This is a genomic window from Caballeronia udeis, assembly GCF_044909315.1.
Taxonomy (GTDB): Bacteria; Pseudomonadota; Gammaproteobacteria; order Burkholderiales; family Burkholderiaceae; genus Caballeronia; species Caballeronia udeis_A.
In genome coordinates, this window is record NZ_JBIYEB010000011.1 from 121,202 (window position 1) to 144,114 (window position 22,913).

The 22,913-nt window shown below is 59.5% G+C and carries 19 protein-coding genes; 8 read left to right on the forward strand and 11 right to left on the reverse strand.

Going from position 1 to position 22,913, the window contains the following annotated elements; translation table 11 throughout:
- Positions 1–169 precede the first annotated feature (169 nt).
- The gene (locus ABH944_RS19260) at positions 170–781 is read right to left on the reverse strand and encodes a TetR/AcrR family transcriptional regulator (RefSeq protein WP_404608302.1); all 612 of its coding nucleotides are present in this window, start codon (positions 779–781) and stop codon (positions 170–172) included.
- A gap of 109 nt (positions 782–890) precedes the next feature.
- Here ABH944_RS19260 and ABH944_RS19265 point away from each other — a divergent pair, with 109 nt between their 5' ends.
- On the forward strand, positions 891–1,289 hold the full coding sequence (locus tag ABH944_RS19265) for a VOC family protein (protein ID WP_404608304.1): 399 nt from the start codon (positions 891–893) through the stop codon (positions 1,287–1,289).
- 122 nt (positions 1,290–1,411) lie between these two features.
- Entirely contained in the window at positions 1,412–1,738 is a 327-nt protein-coding gene (locus ABH944_RS19270; protein WP_404608305.1) for a hypothetical protein, read from the forward strand.
- Between the two features lie 192 nt (positions 1,739–1,930).
- Here the strand turns inward: ABH944_RS19270 and ABH944_RS19275 are convergent, their stop codons facing one another.
- The 5 genes from ABH944_RS19275 to ABH944_RS19295 form a co-directional block, all read right to left on the reverse strand.
- Positions 1,931–3,754, reverse strand: a complete 1,824-nt coding sequence (locus ABH944_RS19275; RefSeq protein WP_404608306.1) for a bifunctional protein-serine/threonine kinase/phosphatase — start codon at positions 3,752–3,754, stop codon at positions 1,931–1,933.
- Positions 3,755–5,203 carry an APC family permease gene (locus ABH944_RS19280; RefSeq protein ID WP_404608308.1) on the reverse strand — a complete coding sequence of 483 codons (1,449 nt, stop codon included), beginning with the start codon at positions 5,201–5,203 and terminating at the stop codon, positions 3,755–3,757. It lies immediately after the preceding gene.
- Positions 5,204–6,722: 1,519 nt separating this feature from the next.
- Positions 6,723–7,778, reverse strand: a complete 1,056-nt coding sequence (locus tag ABH944_RS19285) for a Gfo/Idh/MocA family oxidoreductase (protein ID WP_404608309.1) — start codon at positions 7,776–7,778, stop codon at positions 6,723–6,725.
- 52 nt (positions 7,779–7,830) lie between these two features.
- Entirely contained in the window at positions 7,831–8,622 is a 792-nt protein-coding gene (locus ABH944_RS19290) for a TIM barrel protein (protein WP_404608310.1), read from the reverse strand.
- A gap of 82 nt (positions 8,623–8,704) precedes the next feature.
- A complete protein-coding gene (locus tag ABH944_RS19295; RefSeq protein ID WP_404608311.1) occupies positions 8,705–9,721 on the reverse strand; it encodes a sugar ABC transporter substrate-binding protein in 1,017 nt (338 codons plus the stop codon).
- A gap of 190 nt (positions 9,722–9,911) precedes the next feature.
- Here ABH944_RS19295 and ABH944_RS19300 point away from each other — a divergent pair, with 190 nt between their 5' ends.
- Positions 9,912–11,549: an extracellular solute-binding protein gene (locus ABH944_RS19300; RefSeq protein WP_404608313.1), complete on the forward strand. Its 1,638-nt coding sequence runs from the start codon at positions 9,912–9,914 to the stop codon at positions 11,547–11,549.
- Positions 11,550–11,867: 318 nt separating this feature from the next.
- Positions 11,868–12,296 carry a M20/M25/M40 family metallo-hydrolase gene (locus tag ABH944_RS19305; RefSeq protein ID WP_404608315.1) on the forward strand — a complete coding sequence of 143 codons (429 nt, stop codon included), beginning with the start codon at positions 11,868–11,870 and terminating at the stop codon, positions 12,294–12,296.
- A 109-nt stretch (positions 12,297–12,405) separates the two neighbouring features.
- Here the strand turns inward: ABH944_RS19305 and ABH944_RS19310 are convergent, their stop codons facing one another.
- Positions 12,406–12,573: a hypothetical protein gene (locus ABH944_RS19310; protein ID WP_404608317.1), complete on the reverse strand. Its 168-nt coding sequence runs from the start codon at positions 12,571–12,573 to the stop codon at positions 12,406–12,408.
- 231 nt (positions 12,574–12,804) lie between these two features.
- Positions 12,805–13,239 carry a MarR family winged helix-turn-helix transcriptional regulator gene (locus ABH944_RS19315; RefSeq protein ID WP_404608319.1) on the reverse strand — a complete coding sequence of 145 codons (435 nt, stop codon included), beginning with the start codon at positions 13,237–13,239 and terminating at the stop codon, positions 12,805–12,807.
- Positions 13,240–13,289: 50 nt separating this feature from the next.
- Between ABH944_RS19315 and ABH944_RS19320 the strand changes: the two genes are divergently transcribed.
- On the forward strand, positions 13,290–14,069 hold the full coding sequence (locus tag ABH944_RS19320) for an alpha/beta fold hydrolase (RefSeq protein WP_404608321.1): 780 nt from the start codon (positions 13,290–13,292) through the stop codon (positions 14,067–14,069).
- A gap of 151 nt (positions 14,070–14,220) precedes the next feature.
- On the opposite strand, the gene ABH944_RS19325 is transcribed toward ABH944_RS19320, so the two are convergent.
- Positions 14,221–15,195: an AraC-like ligand-binding domain-containing protein gene (locus tag ABH944_RS19325; RefSeq protein WP_404608322.1), complete on the reverse strand. Its 975-nt coding sequence runs from the start codon at positions 15,193–15,195 to the stop codon at positions 14,221–14,223.
- A gap of 261 nt (positions 15,196–15,456) precedes the next feature.
- On the opposite strand from ABH944_RS19325, the gene ABH944_RS19330 reads away from it, so the two are divergent.
- From ABH944_RS19330 to ABH944_RS19340, 3 genes are all read left to right on the forward strand, one after another.
- Complete coding sequence (locus ABH944_RS19330) at positions 15,457–16,509, forward strand: phenylacetaldoxime dehydratase family protein (RefSeq protein WP_404608324.1); 1,053 nt, start codon at positions 15,457–15,459, stop codon at positions 16,507–16,509.
- 145 nt (positions 16,510–16,654) lie between these two features.
- On the forward strand, positions 16,655–17,467 hold the full coding sequence (locus ABH944_RS19335; RefSeq protein WP_404608325.1) for a transporter: 813 nt from the start codon (positions 16,655–16,657) through the stop codon (positions 17,465–17,467).
- A gap of 81 nt (positions 17,468–17,548) precedes the next feature.
- Positions 17,549–18,595 (forward strand): carbon-nitrogen hydrolase family protein, encoded by a 1,047-nt coding sequence (locus ABH944_RS19340; protein WP_404608327.1) that lies wholly within the window; start codon positions 17,549–17,551, stop codon positions 18,593–18,595.
- A gap of 59 nt (positions 18,596–18,654) precedes the next feature.
- On the opposite strand, the gene ABH944_RS19345 is transcribed toward ABH944_RS19340, so the two are convergent.
- Both ABH944_RS19345 and ABH944_RS19350 read right to left on the reverse strand, forming a co-directional pair.
- Positions 18,655–21,480 carry a patatin-like phospholipase domain-containing protein gene (locus ABH944_RS19345; RefSeq protein ID WP_404608329.1) on the reverse strand — a complete coding sequence of 942 codons (2,826 nt, stop codon included), beginning with the start codon at positions 21,478–21,480 and terminating at the stop codon, positions 18,655–18,657.
- 381 nt (positions 21,481–21,861) lie between these two features.
- Positions 21,862–22,911 carry an alpha/beta fold hydrolase gene (locus ABH944_RS19350; protein ID WP_404608330.1) on the reverse strand — a complete coding sequence of 350 codons (1,050 nt, stop codon included), beginning with the start codon at positions 22,909–22,911 and terminating at the stop codon, positions 21,862–21,864.
- Between the last annotated feature and the right edge of the window lie 2 nt (positions 22,912–22,913).

Genomic DNA, 22,913 nt, shown 5'->3' on the forward strand with positions numbered 1-22,913 from the left:
TGAAGGCGTTTAACGGTTGCAGCACGTTTGGTGCCTAAACGTAAAGATAACGGCCGGGGCGCTGTGCGACCACGAGCTGAGAGGCGAGGAGGGCTGCCGTTCGCGTCGGGCGTGATTGGGGCACGCCATGCACGAGGCTTCCCGCCTTGTGCCGGATGGACACGAATTCCTAACGGATTACCCGCTGGACAATCTGTTTCGCAAAGGCGTCCGTCAAAGGATCGCGGGAGAACCAGCGGCGATAAAAGAGCGGGCCCGTGAGCGCCGCGATCAGCATGGCCACATCTGTGTCGTCCGGCAGTTCGCCTCGCGTAATCGCCCGCAGGATGACTGTCTCAAAGGGCGCCGAATAGCCGTGTTGCAGCTTGCTGTACATGTCGGCGATGTCAGGGTCCCGCTCAGCGGCGTCGATGATCGAGGGCAGCACCGAGGTCCATCTGGCAGTCCGAAGCAGTTGGGCGAGGTCTGTCATCAGGGCGGTCATGTCTGTCTGGAAGCTGCCGGTGTCCGGCACTTTCTGGGGCGTGCCTATGGTCGAGCAGGCGTCGCGCAGAAGGTCGACGCGAGTCGGCCAGTGCCTGTAGATCGTGGTCTTGGCGACGCCCGAGCGACGTGAGATTTCATCGACGCTTGCGCCGGCAAAACCCCGCTCGAAGAGTAGCTCTGCCGTGGCAGCGAGCACGGTCATCCGTGACCGGCGGACCTTTTCGTTGACCGGCACACCGGTACTGCCGGCAATAGCCGGAGCGCCTGATTCGGTCGATATGAGTTTTTTTTGCATTGGCACAGACGAAATGGACATTATCGCCACGATACCGTATCGTAGCGTAAATCGAGGACTAAACCATCCTTGGTATGAAATTCATACGGCGCACACAAAGGAGATTCTTATGAAGTTCGCTTCCACGCGCCTGATCGCGGCCGACATCAAGGCCATGGTTTCTTTCTACGAAATAGTAACGGGGCTATCCGCCGAATGGCTTGCTCCAGTCTTCGCCGAGATCGTCACGCCGGCTGCCACGCTTGCCATCGGCAGCGTTGAAACGGTCGCTCTTTGGAAGGAAGGCAGCGCCGAACCCGGCGCCAATCGCACCGCTCACATCGAATTTCAGGTTGAGGACATCGACGCGGACTACGAGCGCTTGAAGGACAAGGTCCCGCTTGTGCACGAGCTGAAGATGATGCCTTGGGGCAACAAGACGTTCCAGTTCCGTGATCCCGAAGGCACAGCTGTCTCTCTGTACATGCCGGCCACCGGTGAAGCCAAAAAGCGCTTTGGCTCGCGTTAGAGCGGCCCGGGACGGATCATTGCGGGGTCGAAATTGTACGCGGCACGGCAACTGCTTCATTCATGGTCAAGCAGGCGATGACGTCTGCGTCTATTTCCAGTCCAATCAAGGAGGGACGGATCATGAACAAGGCATCCAGCATGTTAATCGCGGCTGTCGCCGCACTCACACTGTCGGGCGGCGCTTATGCACAGGCGGGTGGCGGCACCAGCGGCGGCAGTTCGTCGGGCAGCACGGCTAGCCCGGCAAACCAGATGAACCCGGTGAACAGTGCAACGGGCGGCTACGGCACGCCAGGCACCACCAACTCGGACAGCGGCATGGGCGCCAAGTCGCCGAACTCGGGTCTGCCGAGTAGCACGAACAGCTCGACGTCTGGCACCAGTGCTCCCACGAGCAACAACACGCTGGCGACTCCGAGCGTGAAATCGCCGGCCACCGGCCAGTAACAGAAACATCGACAGGTCTGGCTTGTGTCGTAGGAAGACCGCTGCCCTCACACACAGCGGTCTCCCGTTTCTCCCTGACTCAATTCGACGACTTACCTTGATAACGATCAGGATGACGAAGAGAATTCGGCTAGTGGGAAATGATGTTCGACCGGTGCGGAGAGCGTGGCAGGGTCGAGCCACCAACCTCGTTCAATGCCGCATCAGGGACCACGTCAGCAGTGCCAACAACAATACCGCGACCAACTGCCAGAACAGCACCGGATCGCTCTCGAGCAGGGGTCTGCGCCGAACCGGCGCCATCGCGTCTCGACCGCTCGAAAAACGTTCAAGATCGGCGCAGACTTCAAGCACGTCCTGATACCTGCGTGTCGGATCGGGCTGCAGCGCTTTCTCCAGCACGAGGTCGAGCCATTCCGGCGCGTCGGGTCGGTACTGATAGAGCGGCACGCGGCCATTAAAGCCGTAGGGCAGCTTGCCGCCGCTGAACAGGCGGTACAGGGTCACGCCATACGCGAACACCTCGGAGCGTGCATCGCCTTGCGCGCCCTTCATCAACTCAGGCGCCATGTAAGCGGGTGAGCCCGGCGCCGCGTCGGGGCCCGGCACGTCCATGCCCGGCATATAAGCGAAACCGAGATCAAGCAGGCGTGTGTTGTCGCCCTGGATCACCAGCACGTTCTCGGGCTTGATATCGCGATGGATGATATTGCGGCGATTCAGCGCGGCGATCGAACGGCCCAGACGCCGCGCGATTTCGAGCGCACGCGGCAACGCCATGGGTTGCGGCGCCGTCAGCAATTTTTCGAGCGTGACGCCTGCACCGAGTGGCATCACCACATAGAGCCGGGTTTGCCGGTCGGCATCGACCGGCATCGGTGCGAGCACGCCTTCGTCACCAATTTTGCCTGCCAGCCAGCGCTCGCGCACGATCGACTGGCGCACGTTCTCGTCCTGCGAGACACGCGGCTTGGGAAACTTGAGCGCCAGCGGCGTGTTCGGATCGGCCAGATCGTAACCGGCGAAAATCCGCGAATAGAAGCCATCGCTCAACACGCTCTTGAGCAGATATCCATCGACAACATTACCGGCATCGGGCACCGCCGGAATCGGCAAGGCGCCGACCACACGCTCCAGGTAACCGACATCGAGCAAAGGCAGGGTGCCCACATCGAGCACCGCGCTCGTCACGTCGTCCTGCGAGCCGCGTGTCACCGCCAGCGCGTCGAGCCGGCGTGCAGTGTCGAGCGCATTGTCGCGCGCCGCCAGCACCGTCTGCAGCTCGCGCATCGGCACGCGGCGATACAGCCCGTCGGAACACATCAGCAAGCGATCGCCCTCGTGCAGCTCAAGGGTTTCGATGCGAGTCGCGAGCGTCGGGTGCATGCCGACCGCTTGTGCCACATAAGAACCGAAGGCGACCGGCATCACGTCGTCGTCGCCGAGCTGGGTCAGTTGGCCATCGCGCAGCAGATAGAGCCGCACGTCGCCGGCCGCCACCAGATACGCGGTAGCGCGGCGCACGATCAGCGCCGCAAAGGATGCGGCCATGTGGTTCAGTGCGGGGTCGACGCGGCCGATCTGATGCAGCCAGCCGTGTATTGCCTCGAGCGCGCACGCAGCGGCCAAGCCGGGCTGCAAAGTGTCGGGAAGCCCGTAGTAGGCGTCGATAAAGGTCCGCACCGAGAGCTCGGCCGCGACCCGGCCGCCCTTGCTGCCGCTCACGCCGTCGGCCAGGGCGATCACGCTGCCACGTGCGGCGCGCTCGGCCAGGTTGCCGAGCATCACGCCAACGTAGTCTTCGTTGATGTGATCATGCCCGCGGGTGCGGGCAGGGCTGGAGACACAACCAATCTCGAGCACGGCGCACTCGCCGCGCTCCGGCCGCAGTTGCAAGCTGATTTCTTCGCTGCCCATTGCCATTGCGCGACGGGCAGCAGGTCTTCCCTCTGGATCGCCTGGCATCCGGGTGGTGTCCGGTGCGGGCAAGCTATCCAGGGAGAAGGGTTCAGTCATTTACTTTTTGCCGTGGGTCATCACGTCGCTTGTTTCCAGATCGTGCTCGATCTTCTCCAGCACTTGCGGCGAGCGCTTCTTGAGCATCAACAGCCAGATTGCGCCAACCAGCATATACGCGACGAACAGATACGGCAGGATGTTATACGGATAATCGGGCACCGGATACACGCTGCCGATCACCGCGCCAACCATTGCCAGCGCGCCGAGCACGCCCCACACGACGTTGCTCGTCTTGAGCTCGCCCTGCTTCTTCAGATAAACCGGTGCTGCGATTGCGACCAGGAAATACACGACCAGGAAGCCAAAGGTCGCAAACGTGCTGGTATAGCCGAAGGTGTTGAGCGGACCCGTGCCGAGCATCGCGATACACACCACGAAGGTCACGATGGAGGAGAACGCAACGGCCAGGTACGGCGTCTGGTGCGTGCGGTGCACCATGCCCATCGAGCGGTGCACAAACTGATAACGGCCCATCGAATACAACAGGCGGCTGGACGAGTTGATGCACGCAAGAACGCACGAGAACGCGCTGATCGAGGCAATCAGATAAAAAACCGGACCGAGCGGTGAGGCGCCGACGCTCGTGAGCAAGGTGCTGAGCACGGCTGAATCGCCGCCGAGCTTGGCTACGTCGTCGTGGTAGGCGATCGTCATCGAATAGGCCACGAACATGAAGAACAGGCCCGACAGGATCACGCACCAGACCACCGCACGCGGAATGACGCGCAGCGGGTTCCTGGTCTCCTGGCCGAGCGAGGCCGCACTCTCAAAACCCACGTACGAGAAGATGCCGAGCACCATGCCCTGTGCCATGCCCTTGCCGCTCACGCCCTGCAACCCCAGCTGCGTATGGTCGATGATATGGTCCGGATGCAGTGCGAGCACATAGATCAGCACACCGCCCACGATCACCACCGAAGCGGCTTCGATTGCCAGCGACAGGCGCGAGGAAAGCTTCACGTCACGTGCCGAGAAGAACCAGGCCAGGCCGATAAAGATCGTGTAGACCGCCCACGACGGGATATTGATGCCCCACGCCGTAAAAGCGTTCTGCACGAACACCACGCCTGCGGCGCCCACCCCCATTGCAGTGCCCACGTAAGCCGCGATCAGCCCCCAGCCGGCAATGCCACCCGCCATTGGCCCAAGCGCGCGCGCGATATAGATAAAGAACGAACCCGCCGAGGCGATCCGGCTCGAGAGCGCGATGATGCTCATGCTCACCAGCAACAGCCCGAGCGTCGAAAGACCATAAATCAACCAGGTCCCCGCGCCGGCCAGGGCTGCGATCGCGGTCACGTTGATCGACGGCGTGAAAGTGGGTGAAAGATTCGCGATGGATTGGCCGATGACCTCGGAAAACCCCAAAGTGCCGGCACGTAGACCGCCGGATTGTGCCGGCGCCGCTGGCGTGCTGCTTTGAGTGCTGCTTTGCGGGGTGCTCATGTTGCGCTCCTGATAGATTGGTAAATCAAAGTCGAATGCACCGCGATCAACTTCCTTGCGGTACAAATATCGAAACGCATTGCCCTTACTCTGTACTGGCAAAGTGGCGGATCTGCCCAGGTCCGCATCGTTGGGCTTCATCACCACTTCTTTGGCACAACATGGATCGCGCGTTCAGGACATCAGGTGCCGCAGACCCCAGCTATTCGACGGCCCCAGGAGGCCGGCTTTCGAGATGCTGTGAGGCACGTCGTCAGCAGGGGCATCACACTTCGTCGCAGACAACGGATATTCCAGGAGGAAACATCTGGAGCACACCAACGCCGTTCGCTTTCCAGTTGGTCTGCCAATCTTTGTTTTCAATGAGCAAAACGCGGACGGTCACACGCATCCGCTCGAGCATTACCCGGGCGCGACCGTTCGCGAGTACACCGTCTACCATAGCTCGCCTATTGCCAAGTTATCCTAATCACATGGCATCGTCCGCAGCTTGCGTTATAAGGTTTTTAACTTCAAGATCGAGACCTTACCCAATGTAAGCCGACCTCGATTAGCCGGCGGTTCTGGTCTGCCAGCAGTTCCGTCTCGATCCCCCACGGAGACAAATGCAATGACTGTGCCAAGTTTATTCAAATGAATCAAAACTTCCTGTTACTAAACTCCAAACGGGCTGCGGTATTCGATATCAGCCAGATTCATTCGCTTCGTGCGCTAACGGCGGTGCATCGTCTACTGAATCTGGTGCGGTACTGCACCGAAAGGTGCCGCCATGCTTCTGCAAGTTATTAGCGCGCCTTATGCTGTGACTCTTCCAGAGTGGCATGGCTGTAACGATATTGTCAGAATCCTGGGTAATAACTCGCTCGGCGAAAATACTGTTGCCTGGTTAATCCAGCGACCCAACTCATTGGGTTGTCCGTTTCGTGTTCGTCAAACGGCTGCACGGTGTTGGTGTCCCAAATCCAGATGTTGGTCCGTGAGCGTGTTCAGACGCGGCGTTGTCGGCGTGCGCAGCGGGGGTAGGGAGAACCGGTCGGCAACTTTCATTGCCATAGGCGAACGACGATCGTCGCTCTTATTGGCGAGACCGACCCTGTCCGCGCGAGGAGTTGTGGGTTGTGTCCGGGACAGATGTTAAAAATGCATCACATCTTCAAGCGGGGTATCCAGGAAGGCGCGTTGATCGGGCGCACAGTCTGCTAGAACCTACCTAAGGTCTGAGAGCTGCTTCTCAAAGTACATGATTAATGGAGACCTTATGTTGAAGATCTCCAAAGGCCACCGTCGTTTCCTACAACCGGGAACGGGCCTTTGCGGCATTCTCACGATCTTCCCGCCAGTGCGACCGAGGCGCCGACCTCTGCTTCCACCTCAAGGCTCTCCCCGGCGCGCCGCAGCGTTCTGTTCAAGGACGCTTACGTCATGAATGCGGGCGATCTCCACAGCGCTTGCGACCTCCTGGTTACGTCTATACCGAACTGGCGATGCGCAACGCTTGGCGTGACCCACTGGCTGACAATCAAGCGACGCCATACGGCGCTAAAACGGGCGGTGATTCGAAAATTTCTACCAGGCTTACCGGCCGTCCAACATTCACTGAATGAACGCATGCAAGCGCGATCGCCAACGCGGCGCGTGCATCCTCCCCGTTTGGCCCGCTGACCACACCGGATCTCACCGCGTCCATGAAGGAAGAAAGCTGGGCAGTGTAGCCGTCGTGGAAGAGGTCCGTGTTCAGCCGCGTGGTGGCATTGCAAACGCCATCCGCCCCGAACCGGGTCATGTTCGAGCTTCGGACGTCGCCCATCGTGACCATCCCGCCAGAACCGAAAACTTCGCCGCGAACGTCGTAGCCGTACACCGCATGGAAATTCGCTTCCGCGGTGGCCATCGCTCCATTGTCGAACCTCATGCTGACGAGCGCGGTGTCCCGCAGGCCGCGCTCCTTGAAATCCGGCCGAACGAGCGCGTCCGCGATGGCATAAACCTCCGTGACTTCAGAGCCTGGATTCAGAAACCGCAAGGTGTCGAAATCGTGAATCAGCGTTTCGAAGAAAATCGCCCAGACCGGAACGCGCGCCGGATCGGCAAGACTCGGATCCCGGGTCAGCGAGCGCAGCAATTGCGGGGTTCCCAGTCCACCCGAGACAATGGCGTCGCGAGCGCCAGCCCACGCCGTGTCGTAGCGCCGGTTAAAGCCGACCTGCAGCGGGACGCCCGCCGCACGTGTGGCCTCGATCGCCATGTCGGCTTCGTCAAGCGTCAACGCCATCGGTTTTTCACAGAACACCGCTTTCCCCGCTCGTGCGGCCGACACGACGAGGCTGGCATGAAAGCGAGCCGGCGCGGCGATGACGACCGCATCAATATCCGGATTCGCGATGATCTCTTCGGCCTGCGTCACCGCGACGGGGCAATCGAGTCGCTCCGCAAGCCGCTGCGCGGCACCGGGGGAAGGGTCGGCAATTGCCGCAAGCTGCGCGTTGTGCAGTCGGCGAGCAATGCTCTCGCCATGAAATGAACCGATGGCGCCAGCCCCGATAAGACCTACGCGAACAGGTTTTTGAGAATTCATATGTATTCCTATGTTTATGAAGATTGCGTCGGCCGATGGTCGAACTGTCAATTCAGGCAGTCACGCTCGCGGGCACCGAAAAGGCGTCCCGGAATCGCTGCAGGGCCTGTTCGTCGTTTCCGCTCGCCCAGGCCTCCATGGCGACCATGCCTCGGTAACCGGCGTCCGCCAGCGCGCGGGCAATCGCCGGGTAATTGATCTCGCCGGTGCCAGGCTCGCAGCGTCCGGGAACATCGGCAACCTGGATTTCGCCAACGAACGGGAGTGCGCGGCGAACCAGTTCGATCAGGTTGCCTTCGCCGATTTGCGCGTGATAAAGATCCAGATTCAAGCGTAGATTCGGACTACCAACTGATTTGACCAGCGCCAGCGTATCGGCAGCGCGTGCAAACGGCACGCCGGGATGGTCTACCGCGGTGTTCAGGTTCTCAAGGCAGAAGGTGACACCAGCACGCTGCCCGAGGTCGGCTACCTTTGCGAGCGTACTGCGCGCTGCAAGCCACATCGCGCCCGATACCACCGGCACCGGTTTCACAGGCATGCCGGTCCCGTCCAGTCCGGTACCGTGCAGGTTCAGGCGCGGGCAACGCAGCCGCTGCGCTACTTCGATAGACGCCTCGGCGGTGCGCAGGAGCGCCTGTGCACCCTCTGCCGTGATCAGATCGCCTTCGATATAACCCGTCATCGACGAAAACGTCGCGCCCGTATCGACCAACGCGTCAATGTCCTTCTTGGTCCAGTCCCAGATCTCGACCTGGAAGCCCATCGCTGCAATCTTTTTGACCCGCTCGACAAATGGCAGGTCACGAAAAACCATTTCTGCACATACTGCCAGTTGAAACATACGTGATCCTCCTGATCATCCACTACCGGGATTCATGTCGCCGCGCGACCCCGCGTGATCCTCATTGCGGCGCAATGCTCGTTCATCGATACTGCCCCGCATACTTTTCGACCGTCCGGACGTTGTCGCGCGTGACGAAACCCGGCCCGGTATCCACGCCGGCGGTCTGGAAGTGCGGTGTCAGGCCGTAGGTCGCCAAATGCCCCTTGAACTTCGGATCGGCTGCCAGCGTCGCGCATGCGCGGCTGACGTCCCGGGTGTTGTCCCGCTTCATGATCGCCAGCAACGCGATCGGGATATAGCCTTGCAGGTATGGCTGCTGATCGATTGCGAACGCGACCGTTCCGGCCTCGATCGCCTGGTCGACTTCGGGTGTCAGGTCGAACGTCGCGAAATAGATCTTCCCTGTCAGCCCGAGCTTCTGGACCGCGCGCAGCGCGGGCACGGCAGACGTTGGACCGAGGGCCAGTACAGCCTGTGTCTCAGGCCGTTCGTGCAGCGCGGCGAAGACCTTGTTTTCGACTACGGTCGGGTCGTTTCCGGAATCGAGCGTCGCCTTCTTGAAGTCCACGCCTATGGCCTCGGCAAAGCCTCTGCAACGCTCGAAAGACTGCGGGTTGGTCACGTTGTTGTTGACGCACAGGAAGCTCTTGACGCCTGCCGCCTTCGCCCGTAGGCCCGCTTCCTTGCCGGCCTCGTACTCGGGCTGGCCGACGTGCAATAACGCACCGAGCGATTCGCTTTGCCTGGCCGTACCGGAATTGAAGGTGATGACTGGCACGCCTCTGGCCACGATTGCCTTCACCGGACGCCCGACGACGTCAAGGTCGGCGATCGTCGTCGCTACGCCGTCGTAATTGCGTGCACCGGCCTGTTCAAGCAGGCGGCTCATGTCGGCGAGATCGCCGCTGGGAGGATTGCGATAGTCGACCGACGCGCCAAAATCCTTCTCGGCATCTCGAACGCCGCTCTTGACCACATTCCAGAACGGATCGGCATCGGGTGCGTGCGTCACCACAACGAATCGTGCATCCGCTGCTGCATGCAGGCTGAATGCCAGTACGGCCAATGCCGCTATCAGGCGTGCCACTCGTCTCATACGTCGTCTCCTGTTTTTTTTTTCCGCGTGCGCCTCATGGGACGCCGCGTGGTTGCATCCTATGGCGGAGTCATCGCAGGGAGGGTGCGCAGAAATGTCCATTCTGGTTATTTTCAATAAAATCAATGGATAGGAGATGCTATGCTGCTCCGCGATAAAACCTTCGAGGCGGTTATGGGAGTTCCTGTCCATGTATGCACGTGATTGCCGCGCCGCAATAGCCGTCATCGACAAGCTATCGGAGGTACTGCGCCACGAACTTGGCGACGACGCTCACGCCATGTGGCCGGTGCTTGGCGCGCTGCTGCAGAACCACCTGAGCGACAAGTACACAACGATCACCGCGCTCGCCGACCTGTCTGGCCTGCCTCGCACAAGTGCGCGACGCGTGGTGTTTGCACTGAAGGCCCGGGGCTGGCTTCAATTTCGTCCACTTTCCGGCACAGGGAACCGCGCTACGGTGATCCCGTCCCCGGCGCTGCTCGAGCGCCTGGACAGCATCACCGAGCAGACGATCGGGTTGATAGTGGGGGCTAACCACACGCATTCGGTCGATCGCTTCGCCGCAGCCAGCCTCGCACCTGCGCCGGATATTGCATGGCCACGCGCGGCGCTCCAGGGTTTCAACGATGCGATCGAACTGACGCTGATCGCCTATGAGGACCCGGTCTTCGACATCGTCAAGCACAACCGCGCCGATATTGAACGTTTCCTGGGCGTCCGCCTTCGGGTGCTGACCTATCCGCAGGATGCGTACCGGCAGGTGCTCGACGAGGCCCTCGCGGGCGAGCCTCGCGTCGAAGAAACGACTCCGCTGCTCGTCGCCATTCCCTTCCCGTGGCTGGCCGAATCATCGCGTCATGGACACCTGCTCGAACTGCAGGCGCTGCACGCCGGCGGGCGTTTTTCCGGGGCGGATTTCTACGATGCAGTCTGGCGATCAGGGTGGAGCAACGGACATCTGTACGCGATCCCGCTGCAGCCAACCCTCGATTTCCTCTGGTACCGCCAGGATCTGTTCGAGGCCGAAGGTCTCAGCCCGCCCCTTACCTTCGAGGACGTCGTTCACTGCGCGCGCCGCCTGCAGCGGCCAAGCCAGGAGCGTGCCGGTATCACCTGGAGCGCAGCGCCGGGGCTGCCTCTTGCAGAATCATTCCTGCAGATTCTCGGCGCGCAAGGGGCGCTTTCTGTCGACGAAAATGTCCTCCATATCGATAGTGAAGCCGGCAGGCGCGTCATCGAATATCTTCGGGAGCTGATTCCCTATTCACCCGTTGAACTGCGCAGCTTGCATTGGGCGCGCAACGCGCAGATCTTCGGCTCCGGACGGGCGGCCATGTGTTATCACTGGTCTAATCGGTATGGCATGCTCGACAGCCACGCGCTGTTGCAGAAAGGCGGTCGCATCGGACTGCAATTGCATCCGACGTTCGCACCCGGCATGAAGCCGGTCTCGCCGCTTGGCGGTGCGCTGCTGGCAATCCCGTCGAGAAACGCTGAACGCGCCGCGAAGTCGGCATGGAACGCGGTCGAAACGCTGACATCGCCTGAATTGATGAAGTATTTTGTTTTACATGGAGCCGCGGGCAATGCGCGCCATTCGGTTGCCGAAGACCGCTACGTGCTGCAGCGCAATCGAGTCATTGCGGTGATGGATCGGTTAGCGAAGGCCGGTGGTATCCAGGCGTTTCCTTGTCCGGCCACGCCGCGATACCACGATCTAACGCGGATCTTGAGCGATCATCTGCAAGCTTTGTTGTTTGATGGCGCCAGCGACATACGCCAGGGACTCGGCAAACTGCAAGACGCGCTCACCACTATCTGCTAGGAACGCGTATCAAGGCCGATCACCAGCCTCACCGGTCTTGCTTGGGAACAGCGCGGCGTGGTCCGATCATTCATGAATCAATTAGGTAGATATCCTGAGAATGTGATTCTCCACTAACGGCCCGTATGAAGCAGGTTCGGCATACGCCGTGTTCACCTCGGTGCTTGCACTTGTTCTCAAGATTGCGGAAGTAGAGCACTTCCACCTCACGAAGGACATTTACCCATTGCCCCACTCGACAATGCGCTTATCTCCGTAACGTGCCTGCATGCTGGAGAATCACTCACTGCGACCCCATCTGCTGCATGGCTCGGAGGCATGATACGCACTTTTTCCGATGATGTGACGAAACTCGTGGAAAGACGGATGCACGATATAGTGAATGGCATCGCAACGAGCTTTGGTTGCACGGCGAGGATCGAGTTGACCAAGGATTACCCTCCGCTCGTGAACAATGCGGTGCAGACGAAGATCTGTGTGAGCGTCCTGGAGGACCTGGTTGGAGCCGATGCCGTGGAGGCGAACGTGCGGCCAACCATGAGCGCGGAGGATTTCGCGCACATGCTTCAGGTGATGCCCGGCTGCCATGTCTTCATCGGAAATGGCAGCGGTGTTCACCGGCATCCAGGACGTGCGCTCGGCCCATGTTCACTGCACAACGGAAGTTATGATTTTAACGACGAGCTGCCCCCGGTCGGCGCAACGTACCGGGTCAGACTTGCGGAAAATATTCTCGCCTCACGATGATCAATAGTCGTCAGTATTCCTCTATGAAAAACACAACAACCCGAGTTGTCTAAAAAAGATGGCACCACCGGGCCGGCACGGTCGAGGTGCCTCGTTGCCAAACAAGGGATTAGTGACGAAGCGTGTCTCGCGACCGGCTGATGTCGTGCCGTTTCATAAACAAGTCAAAACGTTCTTCCTCTCCCGGAAGCGGTGAAGTGAATGCTCTGAAAACAACAAAGCCGACGAACAGCAGAATACAGATAACCGATGGAATCTCGAACAGGACGTGATTCATGGAGCCTCCCGCCGCGCTTCAGTAAACGCAAATAGCCTTAGGAGGTTATATGGTAGGCCCGGCGCCTTGCCTTGCGAAACGATGAAGTTTCACATGTATGTGAGAAATATTCGCTTCGCGCGGTAGCCTTGCTGTATTCGTTGGCTCGCGTATATACATTCGTTTCAGTCGCCGATACGCGACGCCGGCTTGAAAGCCGATTCGCCTCAGGATCCGCCGAATATGGCTGATCTAGGAAGGATCGACCTCGTCCGGAGAATGAGCAAGCAGCTTGGTCAGGATTCTCGAGAGCGTTGCCCGCTCCGCCTGGCTGAGAGGAGCGAATGAGGCCGTCAACACCTCTTGCATGACTTCCTGGCCCTTCGCAAGCATCACTTTTCCGCTTTGCGTCAGCTGATGGGTGTTCGCGCGTCCGTGGCCGGGCTGGCGTTCGATGAAGCCCAGCCGAAGCAGTCTGGTGGTAAGCGTGCCGAAGGCCTGATCGGAGTTGAAGGTCAATTCCGCCAGCCGGTGGGCCGTGCTGCCGGGGTTGCGATCAATCTCGCGCAGGGCGTTCCACTGGACCAGGCTGACGCCGAGACGCAGCAATTGAGCATCCAGCGCTCGATGATGACGCGACTGGACTTTCTTGAGGTTCAGTCCAAGTTCTTCCAATGTTCTTGACATGTAAATATGTTTATATAACTATGTTTATACACGAACATGAGGATAACACCATGGCGAACGCCGATCAAACTGTGAATCTCTTTGCGGAAGCATTACCCGTTGCCATCTGCGATCAAGGCAGTGGGAGAACATTTCTTATTTTGCACGGAGGCGCTGGCCCAGCCTCTGTCTCCGGCCTGGCCGACGCACTCTCCGAGAGCGGGCGGGCGATCGTTCCCACGCATCCCGGGTTTGCGGGTCAGCCGCAACCGGAGTGGTTCCACCGCGTCGACGAGCTTGCTCTTGCCTATCTTGCCCTGCTGGAGCGCGTAGATGCCAAGGACGTGGTTCTGGTGGGCAATTCGTTCGGTGGCTGGATCGCGGCCGAAATGGCGCTGCGCCATTCGCCGCGCGTAGCCGGACTCGTTCTGCTCAGCGCAGCGGGGATCGATACCGGGCCGGGTGGCCGGCCGATCGTGAATCCGGTGACGCTGCCACCAGCCGACAGAGCGGCCTTCGCGTTCCACGATCCGAGGCAGTTTGCAGCGGTGCCACCCACCGAGGAGGGCCTGGCGATGGTGGCCGCGAATCAGAGAGCCATGCTGTCCTACTCGGGTGAGGCTTTCATGCATGATCCGGCGTTGCGGGCGCGTCTGGCAGGGATTGAAATACCTTCGCTGGTGATCTGGGGCGAGAGCGACCGGATTGTGGATGTCGAATATGGGCGCCGCTACGCGGACAGCATACCGGGCGCTCGCTTTGAGGTGATCGCGGAAGCCGGGCACTTCCCGCATATCGAGAAGCTGGAGCGGGTGTTGAGCTTGATTGGCGAGTGGCAGAAACGGGTCTAACCGGGCCACGCACGTCAGGCAGAACGTGGCCACGATTCCTGTGCACGCCGTTGTAAGCGCTGCGCTAACAGAAGGTTCAAGCCGCGAGCATGCGCATTGATCCGTAGTCGATCAACGGGCTTACGGTCAGCTAGTCGTGTATCGAGAGCGCCTAAGACGGTGCGTCGATTGCGCTTTGCGCGCCGCGTTGCCGCCAGTCGCGCGGCGAGCAGCCAAAATGTTCGCGGAACGCTCGGCTGAAATGAGCTGCGTCGCTAAATCCCCGCAGGTACCCAATCTCTCCAATTGGTTTGGCGGCGAACTTTGCGTCAAGCAAGTCGCGGCTGCAGGCCTCAAGCCGCCTTAGCCAGATATATTGACTGGGCCGCACGGATTCGTTTTGAAATAGTCGATGAATATGCGTGGTCGACAATGTCAGCTTCGCCGCAATGCTGTTAACGGACAGTTGAGGGTCACCCAAATCCGTGTCTATCAGCGCCTTGATGCGAGCCAGATGATAGTTGGCCAGGCTACTCAATGGCGGCGGGTCGAATGGCGATATGGTCTGCAGCCCCGCGACCAACACGCTGACAACACCGTTTGCAATGGCGAGCGCAGACGTCGGCTGAAGCGACTTGGAGTCCTCCCAAAGCGTCTTGATCATGTTGATCAGCAGATGACCCGCGCCTTCCCTCCCGGAGACGGCCGTTGCCGTCAGCCTTTGCGTCTCGCGTAACGCGTGGCGGAGTTGCATCCCCGGCAGTTTCAGCACGATCTGTTCGAAGTCGTCCGGAAAGTACAGTTCGTAAGGGCGCGTGCTGTCGTACAACGCAAAGTCACCCGGCGACAGCATCGCCTCCCGGCCGTCTTGCCGAACCACGCCCACGCCGAGACTCTGGATGCTGACCAGGAAGAAATCGTTGGATTCCTTGGCGATGTGCCCCTGCGTTCGCAGCACACTTTGTGTGTTCGACGCGACTACGGACAGATTAAGACTCGCAACTTCGCGCGTTCGGATCGACCCGTCGAACTCACCGTCGCCGGTTCGCGAGCAACTCAGATTGACGTAGGAGTCGCAAATCAGATCGGTCCAGTATTCAAGCCGCCGATCGCGCGGCACGGTGTTGGTCGTTAAGAACTTGTCCATGATTATTCCTGCTTGCTGACCAGACCTATTTGTAAAACGACAAAAATAATATCGATAGCTGCCACGGCGGCAGGTGAGTCTGGAACAAAAACCGGGTGTTTTTGAGGCAACGCGGTCGATTTTGCGATCTATATCATCGGGGCGTCGATGAGAACAGGCCAAGCGCGGGCCTACGAGCCGCTTCGCAACGGCGGCGTTTCGTATATCGGCGACCCGGTTTGTCACGTCCGACCGAGCCGCCAAGCACCTTGAGAGGCAAACATGGAATCAGCAATTCCCGGGCATCTGACCTGTCCGCGTTCGCGAGAGCGTCGTATTGACGACGATTTTGTCCCGCCATTTCCCGCCTGGGTAGCTCGCGCCGACGCGTCGCTAAAAGATGTCGTCATGGGCTATTTCGGGGTCCAGTCAAAGGGACCCGCCGCGCTCCCCAAAGCTCGCGCGGCCCTGCAGCATATTGTCAGGGGATTCTCCCTGGTGGACGGACCCGGTCGTCACGACCTTGCGCATTATGTCGATGAAGCAGGGTATGACAACCTGATTGCGATTGCCTACTGGGACAATCAGCCAGGCTTTGCGCGCTGGCAAGCGTCTCCGGCGATCGATGGGTGGTGGAGCGACGAAGCCCGGCTTGGCGACGGCCTTGGTTATTTCCGGGAAATCCTGTCGCCGGGCACCGAGCGCTTCGAAACCCTGTTCAGCACGGCGGACAGAAAGGAAGGCGTGGGCGCATTGATGGGCGGGACCAGCGCGGAGATCCAGGAGCACGGGTACTGGGGTTCGATGCGGGACCGTCTGCCGATCGCGCAAACAGACTCCATCGAACCGTCCGGCGCACTCTCGGTGCGTGATCTCGCACCGGGGCCTGGCCGTCGCACCAAAATCAACGGTCATCAGAACCTGGCGGTGATTCGCTCGGGGCAGGAGTGGACCGAGACGGAGGGGAAAGAGCGGGATCTGTATCTTGGGGAGATGGAGCCGATCCTGCACGCGGGGATGGATTTTCTACGAGATGAAGGCCAATCGATCGGCTGCTACGCGAACCGATACATGCGCCACGTCGAGGGTTCCGGGCAAGTACTTGAAAAAAGCTTTGGCCTGAGCTACTGGCGTTCGCTGGCGGACATGGAGCGATGGTCGGAATCGCATCCGACGCATTTGGCAATATTCGGCACGTTCATGAGGATCGTGCAGGAGTTGAACTTTCAACTGAAATTGCGCTTGTACCACGAGGTAACGGTACTGGAGAGCGGCCAGCAGGATTTTGAGTATGTCAACTGCCATTCCAAAACCGGTTTGATGCGCGGCGTGTAACCCGCTGTTCGATCCACGCTTGTTTGACAGGTGTTATCACAATATTTCGGATACCAAATCAATCATGAATCGCAAAAGCGCAGCATTGTGTTCAATCATCAAGTTGTGTGTTTCAACCTTAGTCTTGCTAAGTTATGGGGAAACAATGGCGTTGGAGACCGCCCCCGGAGACTACGAACCCTTGCCGCCGAATGGCAACGCGCTCTTGCTCTACGGCCAGTATGCTCAGAGCACTGATTTTTACGCAAGTGGCAACAAGGTTTCGAGCAATTTCCGGTTCCAGTCGGAAATCGGACTCCTTCGCTACATTCACGCATTCGCGCTGGGGCCCAACGCCGTCATCGAACCGCAGGCCATCCTGCCGTTCGGTCATCTGGCCGCCGGCGGCGACGCAAGTTTCCTTGGGAGCAATTCGGGCGTCGGTGATCTTATCCTGGGCGCGCCGGTGAAAGTCGTCATCAATCAGGCACGCGATGTCTTGTCCCTCGGTCCGTATGTGTATTTTCCGACCGGGACTTACAACCAGGACAAGTCTCTTAACCTCGGCGCAAATCGCTGGCAATTTCTTCTTCAACTGGCGTACATCAAGCACTTCGCGCGCGACTGGGCTTGGGACAACATCGCGGATGTGGACTTCAGCACTAACAATAATCAGGCGAACTCGCTCGGGCAGTCGAGCAGCAAGCGGCCGCGATACGAATTTCAGGAGTATCTGCGCTACAACGTGACGCCTGCCACGACAATCGGAGGCGGGTTCGGATACGTGCTGGGAGGCAGGGATTCGCTTGCCGGCCAGTTGCAACCCGATATGCAGCACGAGTTATATACGCGCGTTTCGCTCACGCAGTTCGTGGGCAAGAGCTGGCAGATTCAGGGCGAATTGGGTCGGGACATTTCGGCATCGCAGGGATTCAAGGAGGACTTGCGAATCAATCTTCGGTTAGCCAAGCTTTTTTAGCCGGGGCGGTCGGCGCTTGACTTGCATAAGCTCTTCCTGGAGCTTGTGAACAGAGATCCTTTTATTTTTATGAGGTTGGTAATGGCACTAAAGCATCCGGCATACAAAGTAGCCGCAGTACAAGCCGCACCCGTCTACCTGGACCTCGATGCCACGATCGACAAGACGATCGCCTACATTCACGAAGCGGCTGCTGCGGGAGCGAGGCTGATCGCTTTCCCCGAAACCTGGCTGCCCGGATACCCGTGGTACATCTGGCTCGGCACGCCGGCATGGGCGATTGGCAAGGGGTTTGTGCAGCGTTATTTCGATAACTCCCTCGCTTACGACAGCTCACAAGCGGAGCGGATACGCGACGCGGCCAGACAGAGCGGCATTACGGTTGTGCTGGGCCTGTCCGAACGAAGCGGCGGCAGTCTTTATATCGCGCAATGGCTGATTGGACCCGACGGCAAGACCATCGCGAAGCGGCGCAAACTCAAACCGACTCATGTTGAAAGGACCGTTTTCGGCGAGGGCGACGGAAGTGACCTTGCCGTGCATGATCTCGAACTCGGCAGGCTTGGCGCGTTATGTTGCTGGGAACATATTCAGCCGCTGACCAAGTACGCAATGTACTCACAAAACGAACAGGTTCATGTCGCAGCATGGCCAAGTTTTTCCATGTACGAATTCGCGTACTCGCTAGGTCCTGAGGTCAATAACGCTGCAAGTCAGATCTATGCGGTTGAGGGCTCGTGTTTTGTCGTCGCCCCTTGCGCAGTCGTTTCGCCTGCAATGATCGAGACGTTATGCGACACGCCGGACAAGCTTGAACTTATTCGAGCGGGCGGTGGGCACACTGTCATCTATGGACCCAATGGCATGCCCTTGAGCGGGAAGCTGGCCGAGAGCGAAGAGGGGCTCGTGTTCGCGGATATTGACCTGAGCTTGATTTCCGTCGCGAAGTCCGTTGCCGATCCCACCGGCCACTATGCGCGGCCGGACGTGACCCGCCTCCTGTTCAACTCAAGCAGGTCAAGAGCGGTCGAACATTTCTCTTCCACAGAACATGTGCCTGAATCGCCGGTTGCGAGCGCTGATTTCACGGAAGATGACGTTCCGCCGATATGTGAGGAACGGGAGTGAACGCCTGACCAGCGCCATCCAAACTGTATAAGCCGCCGGGTCTTCTGCCGACCTCCCAACTACTGGATGCCCGTGCTGCTTTGCAGAAGGCTGCTGAGTGTTCCACCGGACTCGAAGGTCGTCTGCTGAAGCTGGCATCCAATAAGATAGCCGAGCTTGCGGTAGCTTTCGAATTGCGCTTCGTCGAACCATTGGTCGAGTGTCGTCTGCTGAGGGAATGCGGGTTTCGATAGCGCATAGTTGATGAGGTCGGACGCGTTCGCGATCTCTTTCGTCAGCGTCGGCTTGACCAAAATCAGCGTACCCTCGAATGCCTCCGAGTTTCCGTCCACGCCCGTCGTCTTCGGGTAGCGGATGATCCCCTCCACGACATGAGCGTGGCTGTGCGGCGGTTGTTTGTCGCCAGCCACATGCCGCAACTTATCCACGTCGACAATAATGTCCACGCCGAAATCGGACGAGCATTTACGGATCGTATCGGCGAGATCGTCGAACTGCAGCGGCGGATCCTCGCCGCAATCGCAGACAACGGCTATCCGAACGCGCCGGCGGACCAGTTCGTAGAGGCCGAGATTGTCGAAGTGGCCACCGTCGGACAAATAGACGTACTTCGATTGGCTGCTGGCGTTCCCGAACAGTTCATTGATATAGAGCCCGCCGCCCAGCGCAGGCGTCGACGGCACTGGACGCCGCACCGGGTTAGGGCACCAGCGTCCGAGTCGCACGTTGAACAGCGTGAGCAGGAAAGCCACGCCGGGATCAGTATGAAACCCCGAGTTCGGGCTTGCCGCAGCGCCTGAGATTGCGACGGTGCCGCCAAGCATTGGCCCCACGTCGCGCGCGGTCCCGATGCCGCGTGTACGCATGTAGTCGCGGGTCCCCACAAACTGTCCCGCTTGTCCGTTCTCGGTATAGGCGAGCGGCAGCAGGAATCCGCAAAAGAGGGGAGAAAAGAAGAAGGACGCGGCTTTGCGCTGCTGCCACGCCAGATTCTCGCCAGAAGTAATGTTGAGCGTCGTATTGAGGAGGTGATACGGGCGCTGGGCGAATGTCCCGTTCGGGCCGGCTGGCTTCACGCGTGCGGCAAGCTGGTCGAGCGGGATATCGTCGGCCATGTCGAAGCCTGTGAAAGGATGCGGCTTGCGTTCCCCTAGCGCAACACGAGGCGCGCCCAGGTAGCAGCGGGTCAGGCGATTCCGGTAGAAGTTGTTCAGCGAAAAGAGATTGACGTCCACTCGCCACGCCAGCAAGCCGCACGCGAGCAGCAATCCGAGGAAAAGAGCGCAGGTCTCGTACGCCCAGGGCGCTGCGATCGAAAGTGTGTGGCCGGTCTGACTTGCCATTTCACATAGCACAGCGGCGGTGCCGGTTTTCGCCGGGCACGCACGGGATGTCTCCTGGTCATACGGTAAGAAGTGGTATATGCCGTACGAAAGCGTGATCACCAGACCGACGATGAATATATACGGCACAACGACAAGCGCACGTTCGGTCCACGAGGCGCGCTCGCCACTCGTCTTGGAAGACGCACCCTTGACCACGCCCCAAAGCGAAGTCGCGAGCCAGGCAACGCCGCCTGCGTGCACCAGCCGGCCTTTGCCGTACTCCACCAACGCGGCGCCATAGACGCCGGCCGCAAACGTCCCGCCGACGAATACGGTCAGCGCTATCAGCCAGCCACCGTAGCGGGCCCACCATTCCTGCACTTCGTACTCGAAAATGCGACCCACGAGTCCGAGGTGCAGCACGATGATGAGCGAGAGTGCGCCGAGGATCAGGAATGGCGCGATCGAGACGGCGAACCATAACGCAGCGTCGTGCGACATGGCCTGTGTAGCGGCTTGCACTTGCCATAACAATGCACCGCCAATCCCGCCGGCGATCATGCCCGCACCGATGATGGCGGCACGCTTGATAACGCGCGTCCCGCCGGGCTCTGTACCTGCGCTTGCAGCATTGCCAGGCAGCGGCGCACCGACGGGAGGTCCATAGGGCTCCTTCGAGATATGCGCCGGCATCATCGCCGCCACGCCGCCGAACAGGATTCCCGAGACGGCGATCCATCGAACGATGCTTGTAATGCCGAGCGGACCATCGGCCTGTGCTAACCCGATAGCCAGCACAAGCGCCGCGATGACCGCAGGCAAAATGATGCCAGGAAGTACAAAGCGCGTTTTCGCGAACCAACTATCCTTCTCCACCTTGAGGTTGCACATGATGGAGAAGGCGCTGACAAACAACAGCACGACCGTGGCGATCAGAAACGACCATCCTGACCAACATGTGCTGGCCTGCTGCGCACCAAGGAACAGGAGCCTTGGAAGGAACAGCACCAGGACAAGCATCAGAATCAGGATCGACTGGATCAGCACGAGATTTCGCAGATACGCCGCGATCGCCGCCAGCGTATCGGTGCTGAGCAGGCCAAGCTTGGGAGTCAGGTAGTTGCTGTATTCGCGAAGGAAGCCGATAGAGCGGTCCTCCGGTCCTTTGGGAGGACCGTCGCGCGTCTCGTTGGGACTGAGACGGTCCTCAATTTCCAGCGGCGTACCCGAGGGACAGCGGTGATAGATCTGTGCCGACAACCAGCCGCCGATATATCCGCCGCCGGAAACGGTCGAGAGGTAGTCGAACTGGCGCAGGAGCCGGCCCTCGCACAGCGACTGAATCACGCCAAGACAGAAAGTCGCGCTTCTTATGCCACCTCCCGAAAGTGCGAGGCCGGTGAGCTTCATACTATCGGCTTGCTGCCAGACGGTTCCATTGGTCGGAGGTTGAGGCGGTACCGGACGATCGGCTGGTTGTCCGCTCAAGTGCCGAGTGATCCTGATCTGCTCGATCTCCTTCTCAATGACCCCGGCAAGAGCAGCGTTCGCGGAGTCCATCGCGTTTTTTTGATTGTTGTTCGCGGCCATCGCCGGGTGCCTCAAGATTTTTTTAAGGAGTTTTCAGTCGAAGGTCCTGACAAGGTAGACCAGACAGTCTAACGAGCGGTAAGGAACGATTTCATCTCACTTAATATGGCGTAAAAATCAAGGCGAAATCAGCCAATACGCAGCAGCGGTCTGCCACTCAAGCATGAGAACCCGAAGAAATTCCAACGATCTCTCAGGCCTAGCCGCGCGCTGTTCCGGTCGATGCCTTTCTCGAAGTAGCGGCACGCGGCAGCCTTGGCCTGGATTTACTCCTGCACCCTTAGCGCGACACAAGCATCTGGCCCGGTCAGTTCCCAGCCTGTGACCGGAGCGAGATGATGCGCAGTCGGGTCACATGCGCGCTACGTCGATCACGGCACCGGCAAAGGCTTTCGGCGCTTCTTGCGGCAAATTGTGACCAATGCCGCCATCGATATTCCGGTGCTCATACTTGCCGGTGAATTTTTTGGCGTACGCAGCAGGATCAGGATGCGGCGCGCCGTTCGCATCGCCTTCCATCGTGATCGTCGGGACCGTGATGACGGGCGCCGTTGCCAGACGCCTTTCCAAAGCATCGTATTGTGACTCGCCTTTCACGAGACCCAGCCGCCAACGATAGTTGTGGATCACGACTGCAACATGATCGGGATTCCTGAAGGCTTCTGCGGACCGGTCATAAGTTGCATCGTCGAAGCTCCATTTCGGCGACGCAAGCTGCCAGATGAGCTTCGAAAAATCATGCCGGTTGGCCTCGTAGCCAAGCCGTCCGCGCTCCGTGGCGAAGTAAAACTGATACCACCACGCGAATTCAGCCTTCGGCGGCAACGGCGCCTTGTTGGCTTGCGGGCTGCCAATCAGATAGCCACTGACGGAAACCTGCCCCGCACAACGGTCGGGCCACAGCGCCGCGATGATGTTCGCGGTCCGCGCGCCCCAGTCGAAAGCGCCAAACACCGCCTTCTGGATCTTCAACGCATCCATCAACGCGATGATGTCGACCGCGACCACGGCCTGCTGGCCATTGCGCATCGTTTTGCTCGACAGGAAACGCGTCGAGCCGTAGCCGCGAAGATACGGAACGATGACCCGATAACCCGCCGCGGCAAGAATCGGCGCGACCTCGACGAAGCTATGGATGTCGTAGGGCCAGCCGTGCAACAGGATGACGACCGGACCGTTCTCCGGCCCGGCTTCCGCATAGCCCACGTTGAGCGTGCCCGCGTTGATCTGCTTGATCTGCCCGAACGACGCATCCGACGTCGTGCCATTCGTCGCAGCTACGCCTTGCGCAGGCTGATTCGACTGGGCGCGAACAAGCCCGCTCAGGCTGAATTCCATCGCGCCGATACCGAGCGCCGTGGTCCGCAGAAAACGGCGCCGGGAGTTGATCTGATCTGACATGT

Coding starts and splice junctions, on each gene's coding strand:
- ABH944_RS19260 (WP_404608302.1), bottom strand. CDS start 781: ATGCAAAAAAAACTCATATCGACCGAATCAGGCGCTCCGGCTATTGCC.
- ABH944_RS19265 (WP_404608304.1), top strand. CDS start 891: ATGAAGTTCGCTTCCACGCGCCTGATCGCGGCCGACATCAAGGCCATG.
- ABH944_RS19270 (WP_404608305.1), top strand. CDS start 1,412: ATGAACAAGGCATCCAGCATGTTAATCGCGGCTGTCGCCGCACTCACA.
- ABH944_RS19275 (WP_404608306.1), bottom strand. CDS start 3,754: ATGACTGAACCCTTCTCCCTGGATAGCTTGCCCGCACCGGACACCACC.
- ABH944_RS19280 (WP_404608308.1), bottom strand. CDS start 5,203: ATGAGCACCCCGCAAAGCAGCACTCAAAGCAGCACGCCAGCGGCGCCG.
- ABH944_RS19285 (WP_404608309.1), bottom strand. CDS start 7,778: ATGAATTCTCAAAAACCTGTTCGCGTAGGTCTTATCGGGGCTGGCGCC.
- ABH944_RS19290 (WP_404608310.1), bottom strand. CDS start 8,622: ATGTTTCAACTGGCAGTATGTGCAGAAATGGTTTTTCGTGACCTGCCA.
- ABH944_RS19295 (WP_404608311.1), bottom strand. CDS start 9,721: ATGAGACGAGTGGCACGCCTGATAGCGGCATTGGCCGTACTGGCATTC.
- ABH944_RS19300 (WP_404608313.1), top strand. CDS start 9,912: ATGTATGCACGTGATTGCCGCGCCGCAATAGCCGTCATCGACAAGCTA.
- ABH944_RS19305 (WP_404608315.1), top strand. CDS start 11,868: ATGATACGCACTTTTTCCGATGATGTGACGAAACTCGTGGAAAGACGG.
- ABH944_RS19310 (WP_404608317.1), bottom strand. CDS start 12,573: ATGAATCACGTCCTGTTCGAGATTCCATCGGTTATCTGTATTCTGCTG.
- ABH944_RS19315 (WP_404608319.1), bottom strand. CDS start 13,239: ATGTCAAGAACATTGGAAGAACTTGGACTGAACCTCAAGAAAGTCCAG.
- ABH944_RS19320 (WP_404608321.1), top strand. CDS start 13,290: ATGGCGAACGCCGATCAAACTGTGAATCTCTTTGCGGAAGCATTACCC.
- ABH944_RS19325 (WP_404608322.1), bottom strand. CDS start 15,195: ATGGACAAGTTCTTAACGACCAACACCGTGCCGCGCGATCGGCGGCTT.
- ABH944_RS19330 (WP_404608324.1), top strand. CDS start 15,457: ATGGAATCAGCAATTCCCGGGCATCTGACCTGTCCGCGTTCGCGAGAG.
- ABH944_RS19335 (WP_404608325.1), top strand. CDS start 16,655: ATGGCGTTGGAGACCGCCCCCGGAGACTACGAACCCTTGCCGCCGAAT.
- ABH944_RS19340 (WP_404608327.1), top strand. CDS start 17,549: ATGGCACTAAAGCATCCGGCATACAAAGTAGCCGCAGTACAAGCCGCA.
- ABH944_RS19345 (WP_404608329.1), bottom strand. CDS start 21,480: ATGGACTCCGCGAACGCTGCTCTTGCCGGGGTCATTGAGAAGGAGATC.
- ABH944_RS19350 (WP_404608330.1), bottom strand. CDS start 22,911: ATGTCAGATCAGATCAACTCCCGGCGCCGTTTTCTGCGGACCACGGCG.